Source organism: Campylobacter sputorum subsp. sputorum, assembly GCF_008245005.1.
Classification (GTDB): domain Bacteria; phylum Campylobacterota; class Campylobacteria; order Campylobacterales; family Campylobacteraceae; genus Campylobacter_F; species Campylobacter_F sputorum.
Genome location: NZ_CP043427.1, coordinates 835201 through 850515, shown reverse-complemented (window position 1 = coordinate 850515; position 15315 = coordinate 835201). Strand labels below are relative to the sequence as shown.

At 30.0% G+C, this 15315-nt stretch carries 11 protein-coding genes; 4 read left to right on the top strand and 7 right to left on the bottom strand.

Annotated features, from left to right (window positions below):
* The first annotated feature begins 8 nt into the window (after window positions 1-8).
* Window positions 9-872: an NrfD/PsrC family molybdoenzyme membrane anchor subunit gene (gene nrfD, locus CSPT_RS04240; protein WP_089182455.1), complete on the top strand. Its 864-nt coding sequence runs from the start codon at window positions 9-11 to the stop codon at window positions 870-872.
* A gap of 49 nt (window positions 873-921) precedes the next feature.
* Window positions 922-1527 carry a hypothetical protein gene (locus CSPT_RS04235; RefSeq protein WP_089182454.1) on the top strand — a complete coding sequence of 202 codons (606 nt, stop codon included), beginning with the start codon at window positions 922-924 and terminating at the stop codon, window positions 1525-1527.
* A gap of 121 nt (window positions 1528-1648) precedes the next feature.
* Here the strand turns inward: CSPT_RS04235 and CSPT_RS04230 are convergent, their stop codons facing one another.
* A complete protein-coding gene (locus tag CSPT_RS04230; RefSeq protein WP_089182453.1) occupies window positions 1649-4225 on the bottom strand; it encodes a TonB-dependent receptor domain-containing protein in 2577 nt (858 codons plus the stop codon).
* Between the two features lie 395 nt (window positions 4226-4620).
* On the bottom strand, window positions 4621-6621 hold the full coding sequence (locus CSPT_RS04225) for a bifunctional C40 family peptidase/M15 family metallopeptidase (RefSeq protein ID WP_089182452.1): 2001 nt from the start codon (window positions 6619-6621) through the stop codon (window positions 4621-4623).
* Window positions 6622-6730: 109 nt separating this feature from the next.
* On the opposite strand from CSPT_RS04225, the gene CSPT_RS04220 reads away from it, so the two are divergent.
* Both CSPT_RS04220 and CSPT_RS04215 read left to right on the top strand, forming a co-directional pair.
* Window positions 6731-8314 carry an ABC-F family ATP-binding cassette domain-containing protein gene (locus tag CSPT_RS04220; RefSeq protein WP_089182451.1) on the top strand — a complete coding sequence of 528 codons (1584 nt, stop codon included), beginning with the start codon at window positions 6731-6733 and terminating at the stop codon, window positions 8312-8314.
* A 213-nt stretch (window positions 8315-8527) separates the two neighbouring features.
* Complete coding sequence (locus CSPT_RS04215) at window positions 8528-10147, top strand: lactate permease LctP family transporter (RefSeq protein WP_089182450.1); 1620 nt, start codon at window positions 8528-8530, stop codon at window positions 10145-10147.
* A 43-nt stretch (window positions 10148-10190) separates the two neighbouring features.
* Here the strand turns inward: CSPT_RS04215 and CSPT_RS04210 are convergent, their stop codons facing one another.
* From CSPT_RS04210 to metK, 5 genes are all read right to left on the bottom strand, one after another.
* Window positions 10191-10820, bottom strand: a complete 630-nt coding sequence (locus tag CSPT_RS04210; protein WP_089182449.1) for a LutC/YkgG family protein — start codon at window positions 10818-10820, stop codon at window positions 10191-10193.
* Window positions 10813-12237 (bottom strand): LutB/LldF family L-lactate oxidation iron-sulfur protein, encoded by a 1425-nt coding sequence (locus CSPT_RS04205; RefSeq protein WP_089182448.1) that lies wholly within the window; start codon window positions 12235-12237, stop codon window positions 10813-10815. Before CSPT_RS04205 ends, CSPT_RS04210 begins: the two co-directional genes overlap by 8 nt.
* Window positions 12234-12974, bottom strand: coding sequence for a (Fe-S)-binding protein (locus tag CSPT_RS04200; RefSeq protein ID WP_089182447.1), 741 nt, complete (start codon window positions 12972-12974; stop codon window positions 12234-12236). Before CSPT_RS04200 ends, CSPT_RS04205 begins: the two co-directional genes overlap by 4 nt.
* A 217-nt stretch (window positions 12975-13191) precedes the next feature.
* Window positions 13192-13875, bottom strand: a complete 684-nt coding sequence (gene cuyB / locus CSPT_RS04195; protein ID WP_089182446.1) for a cysteate racemase — start codon at window positions 13873-13875, stop codon at window positions 13192-13194.
* Between the two features lie 215 nt (window positions 13876-14090).
* Window positions 14091-15296 (bottom strand): methionine adenosyltransferase, encoded by a 1206-nt coding sequence (gene metK / locus CSPT_RS04190; RefSeq protein ID WP_089182445.1) that lies wholly within the window; start codon window positions 15294-15296, stop codon window positions 14091-14093.
* Between the last annotated feature and the right edge of the window lie 19 nt (window positions 15297-15315).

Here is a 15315-nt window from a genome sequence, read left to right as displayed (position 1 = left end):
GATTAAAAATGGAGCAAACAACTTGGGGATGGCTGATAGTCATATATCTATTTTTAGGAGGTCTTGGAAGTGGTGCTTTTTTATGCTCAGTTTTAGCATATAAAGGCTATTTGGGTAGTTTAGATGAGAAATTTTATAAATTTGGGTTTTTCTTAGCTCCTGTTGCTGTGATTGCAGGAACGATTTTACTTTTGCTTGATTTAGCACCAAGTGCGGCTATAAATCCACTTGCTATCATCAAGCTTTATTCTCATCCTACATCTATGATGAGTTTGGGAACATATTTGCTGACATTTTTTATAATTGTCAGTGCGTTGGTGCTATTTTGGCTTAAAAATAAAAAAGCTTTAAATGATAGAGTTTTGTTTTTAGGTTCATTGTTGGCATTAGGAGTTATGGGCTATACTGGACTTTTACTATACGCTGTAAAAGCAATTCCACTTTGGGCTAGCGTTTGGGTTCCGATAATTTTTACTATCTCAGCCATATCAACAGGACTTAGTGCAAATTCGGCATATAGTCTAAACAAAGATAGTGAATTAACTCACGAAGTGCATACTTTGCATAATGTTTTAATTATTTTAGAAATTGTTGCTATTATATTTTTATTTGCATCTGTTTCTAGCGAGTTATCAGGTTTGAAAAGTATAACTAAAATTATGTCAGGTTCGTTGGCATTTGTGTTTTGGATAGGATTTATCCTAGTTGGTTTGTTGCTTCCACTTATTGGTGGAAGTAAATATATAATGAAAGCTAAAAATTCACAAGCGGTTGTTGAAGTAAAAAGCTGTGTTTATAGTGAATATGCTATTTTAATCGGCGGTTTTTGTCTTAGAGTGTTTGTTATTTTTGGAGCATTTTATATATTTTAGTTTAAACAAAGTTAGGTATAATTGCCTAACTTTGTTTTGAGGGAAATTTGTGAAATTTAAGGATTATAAAGCTAGTATTGATCCAAATAGTGATATATTTCATGGGCAAGAGTTGCTTTATAAGAATTTTTTTATACTATCTTTTAATGAATTTTTAAAATTAACAAATAGCAAAATTTGGGAGCTTAGTGTTGATGATGAAAGTTTAAATTCATACCCAAATTTTATGCAAAAACATCCACTTTGTATTTCTTGTAAAAAATATAAAAACAATGCATTTGGGTTTAGAATTTGTTGTGAAAACAAAATAAATGGTTTTGGATATAGGCTTTTTATAAAGGCTGATGAAAGGCATAGAGATTTTTTCAGTGATGATTCTTTAAGTGATGATATGGCATTAATTTTAAAAACAAAATATTTAAGTGAATTTGATAGTATCTCAATGTGTGGCTGGTGGATAACAGATATTTGGAGAGAACTTTTTAAAATAAGCGATGAAAGTGATAGTGAGTTTTTTATAAATGATATAATATCTCATCAATACACAAAAGATATGCTTAATATAAACGATAAATTATTAAAACTCCAAAATTCAGGCGAATTTGATACATTGATAAATTCTATAAAAAACTCTTTAAAATCTATTAAAAATTAGCTTTATATGCCATTATATTGTATTACAAGTCAGCATACTTATTAGTATAAATATCCCACAAGTTAACAGTAGAACTATGGTTGCTAATTTTAATTGATGGCCATTAAGTAGCCATCAAATACTAGAATTTATACTCAAAATCTAAGCGAAAAGTCCTACCAGGTGCAGGAGATAGACTCATATTATTTGCATCTATGTAGTATCTATTTGTTAAATTATCAATAGCAGCTGATATAGTTAAGCTATCATTTGGCTTATAACTTGCATATAAATCAACTATACTATGACTATCCCACTGGGCACTATAAGTTTCGCTTACTTCTGAAGACGAATCAAAAATAGATACAAACCTTTTTGAGTAGTAGCTAAGTCTAGCACCCATATCAAGGGCATTATTAAAAAGTCTTGTTCCAATGGTTGTAAAAAGCGTTGTTTTTGGCGGAACTGCATTTGCTAAATTACTACCGCTTATTCCACCCCTAAAGCACTCTTTATCACCATCTTTTAAGCTTGTGCCACTTTTGCAAAATTTAGTATCTAAGTATCTAGTTAAGCCTAAATTTGTATAAAATCCACCAGTATCGAAGTATAAAGAACTTTCCAATCCTCTAAACAGAGCACTTTTGATATTTGTAGTTTGTTGAAAATCGCTTTTTAAAATATTAGTCCTTGTTAAATAATCTTTTGTGTAATTGTTAAAAAACGCAAATTTAACCCCAAAAACATTATTAAATCCATATAAATTTTCAAACAATAAATTCGTTCCAATCTCAAAATTATGCTGCCTTTCTGGTTTTAATTTTACAAAGCCACCATCTGAGTAGTTTTGCTGGCTCCAACCTTTTGAAGCTTGAAAAAGACTAGGATTTCTCACAGCTTGAGCGTATTTTATATAAAATGAAATTTCATCTATTGGCTTATATGTAAGCATAAAAGCGGGGCTTATAGCATTATTTTTTAACTCAGGGGTGTAGATATTGATATATCTTGTTTCTATATGAGGAGTTGGATGAATGACTAATTTTTGTTCTTGTTTTACTAATGGCATATAATCCTTAATTGTAGTATTTATATACCTAAGTCCGGCATCAGCTATAAGTTTATCTGTAATCTCATAATTTGCCCATAAAAATACACTTTTTTCATCTCTTTTTGCATGTCTTTCAAAAAGTGGTCCGCTTGAATTTGCTGGGTAGTTTTTTGCTTTTATTCTATCATCTTTATCTTTTGGCTGAGTAAATTTTTCATAACTATAAGATACTCCATAGTTTAAGCTAAGCGGTCTATCAAAAAGTATTAAATTTGTTGTGTTTTCTAAACCAATTCCTTTTTGGTGCGAGATGATAAAATAGGCATATCTACTATCATGCGATGTATGAAAACTACTCTCATTTAGCTCTATTTGATCTTCTACAAAGGGCATAAAAAATGAAGTATCATTTTTAGTATAGTAAGTATTTAATTTTAAATTTATATATTCATTTGGGTTATATTTATATGCCGAACTAAAAGTATCAACTTCAACTTCATTTCCCTCTCCTTGCAAAGCCCCATCACTTCTTATACTTGTTTGACTTGGCATAAGTTCGCCAAATTTACTTCTATATCCTAAATAAGATATATTAAATGCGTGATAGTCGTTATAGAGATTTAATTTAGCTAAATATGATTTATTTTCCTGAAATGTATTTAAAACCTCTTCGCCGCTTCTAAAATATGTATATCCGGGATTTTCATGAAATTTAAGTTTTCCTAAAATCACATCTTCATCATAAGTGCCATATCTTATATAAGGTCCATAGTGATATACTTCATCTTTGTTTATGCCGACTGTAAAGTCCTCTTCTTTATGTTTTTCAATACCTGAAATTTTAGTATTATTTCCATGCTTGCCAGCAAAATAGTTGCCTTGATATTTTCTAGCATAAGCTAAGACAATATCAGCATTTTCCCATTTTTTGGCAAAAGCCACACTTCCATTCCAGCTATCTCCTAAATTTTGAAATAAATTTCCATTTTGATAGTTTGCAGGGGTATCATATGTCTGTTCTTTACATTTACCACTATCATTTGTTAAACACTTATCCACCCATTTTGTTCTATATCCACCTCTTTGATATAAAGGAGGCTTTTTTCTAGTGTTTGACATAGTTCCGCCTCTTATTCTTAAACCCCAGTCTTTATCATCTTTAATTACGTCTTTATAGTTAATTGTTGATAGTCTTACCACTCCTCCTGTTGCACCAACTCCATCTCCTGCAAATGAAACCCCTTTTTCTATCTCTACTTGGCTTATCAAGTCAGGATCAAGGTAAGTTCTAGTGCTAGATCCTGCGTATCCTTGCCAAGATGGAATTGACTGAAGTGCTCCATCGATGTAAATAGGAACTCTATTTTCATTTTGAATTCCTCTAATATTTACTGTTATTGCACCACTATTTCGTTTATTTGTAACCATGACTCCAGGAATTCCACTTAAAAAATCTCCAACCGAACTACCTCTAAATCTAGTTATATCTTGATTATCTAGATATGAAAATGAGCCAGTTTTTAAGTAGGATTTTAAATTTGATTTACCATGATATGGCATTTGATTTGCCGATACATCAAGTGTATCAAATACAATCTCTTCGCCATAAGCACATCCAAAAATAGTTAGTAGTGCTACTTTATATAAAGTATTTACCTGTTTGTGCATTATTTTCCTTTTGTTAAATTTAAGTTATCAAAAACGAATTATAAAGCAATGTATATTAAAAATATATTAATAATAATCATTATCAATATAATAATTAATTTGTATTAACTAAAATTTGACATAAAAATTTATGTAAATATACCCCACCCTCCAATAAAAGCAATTATTTTTATAAATTTAAGAAAATGCATTGTGGTATTTAGCATCCCTTTTAGTAATGAAAATTTATAAAATACAAATTTTAATATTTTTAAAAATTTGAAAACAGTCTGTTGTTTTGATTATCGAACTATAAGTTTTATAAAAAACTATTTTTGGTTAAGAGTAAAAATTTAATAATTATAGCTATAAATTTTACAAAATTTATAGCTATAATTTATGTATTTAAATATGTATTATTGAAAGAATTCTGGTCTGTATTCAAAATGCATTGTATCAAAATGCTCCCATCTGCCACCCCAAATAAATCCATATTTTTCAAAAATATCAACTATCTCTTTTGGTATAGAATTTTCATATAAGCCAGTTTTACTCCACTGCCAATAATGCGAATAATTTGTGTTTATATCTATTGCTATGCCCCAACTATGAGAACTTAGATTATTTGAGTTTAATATTTTTCTATAATTATAAGTTCCTGATGGATTGTTTAGATATTTTAATAGCTCTGGTCTATTTTTTACAAGCAAATCCAAATCATCTGAAACATTTTGAATAGCCTTTGCTGCACCATTTTGCTTATTAAATTTGAATTTTTTATTTACACTATTTTTAAGCCAGATTATATCTACTAAATTTTTTTCTACTTCTTGTTTATTTTTACCATAAATTTTTCCAAAAAATTCTTCATTTCTAAATCTTCCAGCATCGTTTAAATTTTTACCTACAGCAGAAAAACCAAAATAAGGCAAAGCTAACATATCAAAAACACTAGGATTATCTAAAAGCTCATCAAAGTTTTTATTTGTTTTATCATCTTTAAAAGACATTTTAGAACCATCTTTAAACATAATCTCGTTTCCTTTTATAGTTACACCATAATTTTGCGAGATAATATCGTTTTTTGACTTGGCTACTACATTCATAGAAGTGATTTTTGAAAGAAGAAGACTTTTTTCATCTATATCATCTCTATCTTTTCCTATATCAAGCTCTGTTATGGCAATCTGAGATATTAACGCTCTTGAGTTATCTTTTGTTTTTATGCCCCAAGCGTCATGAATGGCAACGGGCTTATCATCTACATTTCCGGCATAAAGCATAACATGCCCTGGCATATAAAATATAGTTAAAAATGGAACGGCGTATTTTTTTATAACATTAAGTTTTTCTTCATTACTCATATTTTTTAAATTTATAACATACCCTATTTTGCCTTGTTGCTTCGAATTTCTTGGAAGCCAAAGCCCAAAAGTAGCAAAAAGATCTTTTATAAACAAAGAACAATCTCTATAATACCCAAAACCGCCCCATCCATAAGGCTCTCCCAAAACACTGCTTATAGCATATTTTAAATTTTTACTATTAAATTTAGCAGGAAATTTAACAACTTTATCTTTTGAAATGTAAAACTCATTTTGTCTATTTTGCGTAAAAACTTTACCCATATAATGCGTTGCATTTTCATCATTAGCTCTTAAAACCGCACCCATTCTAGCTTCAAACAAAAAATTGCCAAATTTATCATAAACAGGAGTATCATCTACCAAAACAGATATAAAATTTGAGTTTTTTATCTCATTTTTTTCACTCTCATTTATATACCTAATATCTCTTGCATCTATCCAGCCCCATAAAGCGTCACTTTCTACCAAAACCCACGCTCTATCTTTTGAATAATGAGAAACAAAAACAGGCGAATCTATGTGTAGAACTGATGATTGAAGATAATCAAACGGATAACCCTCCCCTGCTTTATTAAAGCTAAGAAATATCGGCTCACTTGTAGGTAAATTTCTAACAAGAGTATTTTTTGTAGTAATTGCTAACCTTGATACGCTTTTATAAGCCTCTTTGTTTGCGTTATCGTGAATTTTCTCAAACCACTTATCGGAAATTTTATGTCTATTTGGAGAATAGTATTTTTTATTTATACTATTTTTATAAGATAATCCCCAAAGAGCTTCATCTACCGGTAAATTTATAAAAGTTTTATCTAAAACATTATCTCTTTTTTGTATAAAATTATGGTTTATAAAATAACTGCTAAAATCATATGAATTTAAAGAATTTACATTCTGATTTATATTTAATTTTAGCAAACTAAGCTCATCTATGTTGCAAGTTTCGCAAATTTGAGACAATGGCTGAGTGTTTTTAACTTCTTGATTTTTAGCACAAGATACTAAAAAAAATGCACAAGATATGGATATTAATATATTTTTAAATTTTTTCATTTTTTTCCTTTAAAAAATAGATTTTATCAAAAAATATAAAATATAGTATTTTTTTTGACAAAAAAAACTTTTTTGATTACAATTTGCAAAAAACAATACAAGGAAAGATATGTTAGAAGTTAATTCTCTTAGTATGAAATTTGGAACTCAAATTTTGTTTGAAGATGTAAATTTAAAACTAAATAGAGGCAACAGATATGGTCTTATTGGTGCAAATGGAGCCGGAAAATCAACATTTTTAAAAATTCTCTCTGGTGATGTTGATTATAGTAGCGGCGATATCATCATAGAAAATGGTCTTAAAACCGGTACCTTGGGGCAAGATCAATTTGCTTTTGAAAATTTCACTATAAAAGATGCGGTTTTGTATGGAAACAAAAGGCTTTATAATGCTATGAAAGAAAAAGAAAGGCTTTATATGAGTGAAGAATTTACCGATGAGATAAATGAAAAACTAAGCAAACTTGAAATAATTACAGCAGAAGAAGACCCTACATATGAATGTGAAACAAGAATAGAGAAAATTTTAAGCTCTCTTGGATTAAATAACTATGATAAACTTATGAGTGAGCTTGAAAACTCTGATAAATTTAAGGTTTTATTAGCTCAAGTGCTTTTTCCAAAACCAGATATTTTGTTTTTAGATGAGCCTACAAATAATCTTGATTTAAGTGCGATTTCATGGCTAGAAAATGAACTAAATAGACACGAGGGAACTATGGTGGTTATAAGCCACGATAGGCACTTTTTAAATAGAGTTTGCACACATATACTTGATGTTGATTTCAAAAAAATTCGTGAATTTAGTGGAAACTATGATGATTGGTATATAGCAGCAAATCTTATCAAAAAACAAGCTCAAATGCAAAGAGAGAAAAAGCTTAAAGAAAAAGAAGATTTGGATAAATTTATAGCAAGATTTAGTGCAAATGCAAGTAAAGCAAAACAAGCTACAAGTCGCCAAAAACAGCTTGAAAAGCTAAATATCGAAGATATTGCAGTTTCAAGCAGAAGAGAGCCTAGCATTTTGTTTAAATTAAACAGAGAAATAGGTAATGAAATCTTGGAATTAACAAATATAAATAAAAAATTTGGCGATAAAGTAATTTTTAATAATTTTAACTTAAAGCTAAAAAAGGGGGATAAAATAGCAGTTATCGGGCACAATGGTGTTGGAAAAACTACACTTTGTAAAATCATTATGAAAGAAATACTCCCAGATAGCGGAAATGTCCATATAGGTGCAACCATAGAGACAGGATATTTTGCACAAGATACAAATAATAAAATTAAAGGAGAATTAAAACTTTATGAGTATTTGCAAGACTCTAAAAACAAGGATTTAGATGAGATTAGAAAATGTCTTGGAAGAATGCTTTTTAGTGGTGATGAGCAAGAAAAAAGTGTTGGGGATTTAAGCGGTGGCGAAAAACATAGAGTAATGCTAAGCAAACTTATGCTGATAAAACCAAATTTACTCATACTCGATGAGCCAAATAATCACCTTGATTTAGAAGCCATTATTGCTCTTGGAGAAGCACTTTATAACTACACCGGAAATGTGATTTGTGTTAGCCATGATAGAGAGTTAATAGACGCATTTGCAAATAGGATAATAGAGATAAAAGATAATGGCGAGATAACTGACTTTAAAGGAACTTATGAAGAGTATATGGAATCCCAAATACTCTAAATTTGAGCCAGCTTTGGCTCAAATTTTGTATCAAAAAATAAAACAATCCATAATTTTATATATTAATTTTATATTTAAATTTTTTAAAATTTATTAATATTACATTAATAAATAAATTAATTTTATTTTCAAATATATACTTAACATATTTTAGATTAAAATTAACAAATAAGCATTTATGTTTATATTTTAAACTAAAAAGGTGGATTATCAATGGAATGGAAACAAGTATATGACCCCATTGGGAATATTTGGATCAGTGCCGGTGTAGCATCGCTACCTATCATTTTGTTTTTTGTATCACTTGTGGTACTAAAATTAAAAGGCTGGAAAGCAGCTTTATTTACAGTGCTTTTAAGTTCTTTTATCGCGGTGTTTGTTTATAAAATGCCAGTAGTTATGGTATTTTTAAGCTTCTCTCAAGGCTTTATGAATGGTCTTTGGCCAATAGCTTGGATTATTCTAGCGGCTATATTCTTATATAAGCTATCCGTAAAATCAGGATACTTTGAATATCTTAAATCAAGTGTTATAGCTATAACTCCCGATCACAGAATACAAGTTATCCTTATTGCTTACTGTTTTGGTGCATTTTTAGAAGGTGCTATAGGTTTTGGCGGTCCTGTTGCTATAACAGCTGCACTGCTTATGGGTCTTGGTCTTAGACCTCTTTATGCTGCTGGACTTTGTATGATAGCAAATACCGCTCCTGTTGCTTTTGGTGCTGTTGGAATTCCAATTATCGCAATGTCTCACGCAGTTGGAGTTGATCCGGTGTCAGTTGGAGCTATGGTTGGTAGAATTTTGCCTCCTGTAACACTATTTGTTCCATTTTTTATAGTATTTTTAATGGATGGCATGAAAGGCGTAAAGGAAACTTTTCCGGCTATAGCAGTTGCATCAGTATCATTTGCCATAACTCAATACATAACATCAAATAGCGTAGGACCAGAGCTTCCAGATATAACATCTGCGATTGTATCTCTTGTTTGTACAACACTATTTTTAAGAGTATGGCATGTAAAAAATGTATTTAGAGTTAAAGGTGCTGATGAATATACTGAAACAAACCTATCAACAAAACAGATACTTCTTGCTTGGATACCATTTATTTTCTTAATCATAACTGTTGTACTATGGACACTACCTATTGTAAAAAATTCATTAGCATTTTCTACATTTAACATAAGTATGCCTTATATAAATGGAACTATGATTCAAACAGCTCCTATCGTTTTAGAAGATACATCTATAAAATCTGTATTTAAATTTGACTTACTAGGCTCAGTTGGAACGGCTATATTTTTTGCTGCGATTTTAACTATTTTTGCGCTGAAAATTAAACCAAAAATGGCAGTAAAAGCAGCTAGCGAAACAGTAAGAGAGATGTTTGTTCCTGTTATAAATATAGGTCTAGTTGTTGCTTATGCATATATTGCAAAAAATAGCGCTCAAGCTGCTACTATGGGACTTGCTTTATCACATACAGGAGACGCTTTTGCATTCTTTTCCCCAATCATAGGTTGGCTTGGCGTATTCTTAACAGGCTCTGATACAAGTTCAAATTTACTATTTGGGCCATTACAACAAGTTACAGCTAATCAACTTAACGTACCTGATATAATGTTTTTGGCAGCAAACTCAGTTGGTGGAGTTGTTGGTAAAATGATAAGTCCTCAAAGTATAGCAGTTGCTTGTGCGGCTGTTGGATTAGTTGGAAGAGAAAGTGAGTTGTTTAGATTTACTGTTAAATACTCAATATTCTTTATAATAGCAATAGGCGTGATTTGTTATATAATAACACACTTCTTGCCTTTTATTATACCTGCTTAACTTATTAAATTCTAGATACTTTAAGTATCTAGAATTTGTTTTATCAATACAAAATTACATGCATTATTTGTGAACCATGGACACCTATTACAAGTTGTAATTCTATATCACTAGTTCTTGATGGACCTGAAATGAAAATAGTATTTGTTGGAAGTCTTCCATCTTGCTCTTTGATTTTATTTAATGCTTCACTTAGACTTTTTACAATATTTTCTTTTTTTAGTAAAGCTATGCATACTCTTGGAGTTAAACTTAGAGTTCTTGGCTGCTCTTTAGACGCACTTATACAAAGTACTCCATGCGAACTAACGCCAAATCTAGCTTGTATTATAGAAACATCGTATTCAAAAATTTTCTCTTTAAATTCTTCTATATTTTTGTTAAATTCAAATTTATTCTCTATATTTAAACTATTTATATCAATAGGCAAATTTGATGGATAAATTAGATTTTTAACACCTTCATTTTCTATAATCGTGTTTATCTCAGAAGCTATATCAGAAGTATTCTCGTGCAAAATAGATTTATTTTCTACAATTCTATTTTTAAATTCACTAAACATATCAACATCATCTTTTATAAAGCTTACTGGATCTTTTGTAATCTCTGGAACAAAATCTTTTATACCACAACTATTTTTTAATTTTTCTAGAATCTCTTCTCTACTACTCATATTGCACTCCTTGTACTTTTGATATATTTTCATTTAAATTATAGTCAAATTCAAAAAGATCTCTATATGCAAACCAGTTTTTCAAAACAGGTAATTTTCCACCATTTTTATGTATAAAATTATTAAAATTTATAGCCATTCCAGCTGCTTTTCTAAATACAAAACCATGAGTTGCTGCAAATGTAAATCCTTTGAAAATCATTTTTTCATACCCATTATGAACAACTTTTTCTGAACCATATGGAGGATTTTTACCTTGACCTATTTTATCTCTACGAAGTTTTCTTATTATATCTGCAAGAGGTATTTTAACGGGACAAACCTCAGAACATCTTCCACAAAGCGAACATAATGTCAAAACATCATCGTGTTTATCTAAACCAAAAATTTGCGGGCTTATAACCTCGCCTATTGGTCCTGGATATACACTTTGATAACTATGACCACCTATCTTGTCATAAACTGGACAAAAGTTCATACAAGTTCCACATCTTATACATCTTAATGCTTCATAATACTCTTCATGAGCAAGCATATCTGTTCTATGATTGTCAAATAATATTATATGACACTCTTTTGGACCATCAAGCTCCCCTTCTCTTCTTGGACCACAAATAATATTATTATAATTTGCTATAAATTGCCCTGTAGCAGATGGTGTTAATAATCCAACTAAAGTAGCGGCATCTTCTATAGTATCAACAACTTTTTCTATACCGCAAACGCTAATTAAAACATCTGGCATAGTGTTACACATTCTACCATTTCCTTCGTTTTCAACTAGCCAAATAGCACCCTCTTTTGCTATTAAAAAATTTCCACCAGTTAATCCTATTTTGAGTTTTTTAAATTTCTCACGCATATAGTCTCTTGCTATAGCATTTAATTTCACAGGATCGCTTTCTTTTGGAGCCCCAAGTTTGTCATGAAAAATCTCGCCTATCTCATAACGATTTTTATGAATTGCAGGAACAACTATATGAACTGGCTTATCATCTATTAATTGTATGATAACTTCGCCAAGGTCTGTTTCTAGAGCTGTCATTCCTTTTTCTTGTAAATAATGGTTTAATCCAATTTCTTCACTAGCCATTGTTTTTTGTTTTAAAATAGTATCTAGACCTTTTTCTTTCATAATATCATGAACCATTTCACAGGCCTCATCCCCATTTTTTGCCCAATGAACTATATAACCATTTTTCTTGGCATTTTCTTCAAATTCCAAAACTCTATCGTAAAGTGAATTTAATGTTTTATTTTTTGATTTTTTGCCTATTTCTCTTTGTTTTTCCCAATGATTAAATCTATTTTGAGTGATTTTTTGTTTGTTTTTTTGAAGTGCATGCATTGCATTTGATAAATTTTCTCTTAATTGAGGATTATTTAACTCGTGATCTACTATTTTTTTGTGATTCATAGAGCCTCTCCTTTTAATCTTTTATCTATAAAATCATATAAATGAATAGGTTTAACATCGACATTATGCCTACTCATTGCTCCGGCTATATTCATTAAACAACCCCCATCTGCAGAAATCACATATTTACAGCCGCTATTTTTTATATCTTTTATTTTTTCTAGTACCATAGCATTTGAAATTTCTGGCTCTTTTACAGCAAAAGTGCCACCAAAACCACAACATTCTTCTTCATATTCAAGTTCAACAAGTTCTACATTTTTTAATCTTCTTATAAGATTTTTTGAACTTTCTATGCTTTTTCCAACTCTTAAAGCATGGCAGTTTGTGTGCCATGTTACTTTAATAGGCTCACCTTTATCTTCGTATTTTACATCTAAAACCTGATCAAGATAATTACCAAATTCACAAATTCTAGAACAAAAATCTTTTACTTTATCAAAATTTGAATCATCCTTAAAAAGATCTAAATAATCATGCTTCATCATACCAGTACAAGATCCGCTTGGAACTAATATCGGATAATCGCCTTTAAAAAGTTCAACATTATAAAGAGCAATTTTTTTTGTCTCTTCAAAATAGCCCGTATTATAAGATGGTTGCCCACAACATGTCTGATCTTTTTTATAAATCACCTCTACGCCCTCTCTTCTTAGCAAAGAAACAGCACTCATAACTGTTTTTCCCATCATGGCAGTGCCAAGACAAGTAGCAAAAAGATAAACCTTTTTACCCATATTCGCTCCTAAAATTAAAATTGTTATTAACTGATTTTACCAAAATAACCTAAAAATAACTTTCTTGTTTAATATTAGTTTTAAAATAATAATATATATTTATAATACATTAAAAATTATGGAATAATGGGCTTTGTATTTTGATATAAATTTAATATGGACTTTTATAAAAATAGCATAAGTGTAATTTTAAAAAATTTAAAAAGTTAAAATTATTCTATCCTCTAGAAAATTTAATAATCTCTTTAGCAAGTTCTAGCGTTGGATCCATAAATTTTTTGTCTGTTTTTATAAGTGGTAAAAATATTGGCAGTTCCGTACAAGCAGCTAAAAAGAGATCTGCTTCTAAGCTATTTACAATCTCTTCAAAAAGATTAGTGTATTTGGCAACTTTTCCAGCTTTAACACCATCATAAATACACGACATAAGTTTTTCTTGTATTTGATTGGATAATTTCACGCTATTTAGCCCATTTTGATTTAATTCTTTTTCATAAATTCCAGTGCTAATTGTGACATTAGTTGCTAAAACGCATATATTTTTTACATTTTTGGCATCTTTGAGTATTGAATTTACCGTGATTTTTGGCATATCTAAAACTTTTACGCCAGTTTGTTTAATAATATCATCTACAAAATAATGAGCGGTATTACAAGCCAAACATATAGCCTCACAACCTGCATTTTTTAACCTATTAGCACTTTGAATTAAACCTGGAAGTGGGTTTGGTTTAGTATGATCTAATATATAAGATGGTCTATCTGGAATTATTGTGTTATTGTCTATGACAAGCGGGATATTGTCTTGGTCGCATTTAGCATCTGCTAATTTTATTATCTTTTCATATAAATCAATTGTCGCTAAAGGACCCATGCCACCAATGATACCAACTCTTTTCATATTTTCTCCATTTTTATAAATCAAGTTTGCTTTTTAAATTTTATAATACAAAAACTATAAATTTAATTTCATATTGTTTTAATTTTATAATCTTGAAATTTTACTATTTTATTTATTTATTTAAATTTAAATTTTAATGATAGTTATAGCCAAATTTCAATATTTATTAAAATTTGGCTATATATTTTGTATGAAAATTAAAATGCAAATATGGTTTATTTTGATTTGATATTTTTAAATGCATCTACACTATCAAGCTGTTCCCATGGATAGTCTTTATGTCCAACTTGACCATTAGCTGCAACTTTTGCGTATAAAAATGTATCCTTACTAGGCTTATCAAGTCCAAATTTATTTGTAATCCATTTTGGAGTTAAAGGAAAATTTTGCATTACAAAATCTGATAACATATCATCATCTATACCATCTGCGTAAGTTCCCATTGTATCAACACTGATAGAAGTTGGTTTTGCTATACCTATAGCGTAGCTTAGTTGAACTATGCATTTTTTAGCAAGCCCAGCAGCGACAATATTTTTAGCTATATATCTTGCCGCATAAAGTCCGCTTCTATCTACCTTTGTATAATCCTTAGAACTTTGTGCTCCTCCGCCAATTGGTGCATATCCGCCAAAACTATCTACTATTAGTTTTCTACCAGTTAAACCACTATCATGTAAAGAGCTATGATTAACATACCTTCCTGTTGGATTTATATAAATAGTAGTTTTATCTTTATCATATAAGTGTTTTGGAAGTCCGGCTGTGTCTATCAACTCACTAACTATCTTTCTAACCTCTTCTATACCCATAGTTTCTACACTTGGCACAGAAACAACAATAGTGTGAATTTTTTGCGGTTTGCAATTTTCAAAATTACTTTTATTACCATAATCAAGTGTAACTTGTGTTTTTATATCAACACCAAATTTATCAGGATTTGTTTTTGCAAATTTATAAACTTTATCACATAAATCTCTTGCATAAGTTATCGCTGCTGGCATAAATTCTTTTGTTTCATTTGTAGCAAAACCAAACATTATTCCTTGATCACCTGCTCCTATTTCACCTTCTTTTTGATCTACACCTTGATTTATATCAGGACTTTGTTGATTTAAAAGCACATGAACTTCTATATCATCTGGATGTAAACATTGCTCTTTAGTAAAGTTTTGATTACCAGTATAGCCTATTTTGTGAAGTGTATTTTTAACGATATTTTCGTATTCTTTAAAGCTAAATTTAGCCTTAGAGCTTATCTCTCCGCCTATTACGATATGTTTTCCAGCTACAAAAACTTCACTTGCAACTCTACTATCTTTATCTTTCATCAAAATAGCATCTACTATGCTATCTGCTATGATATCTGCACATTTATCTGGATGACCCGGACTTACTACTTCACTAGTAAAAAGATACATAATTTTGTCCTTATTAATT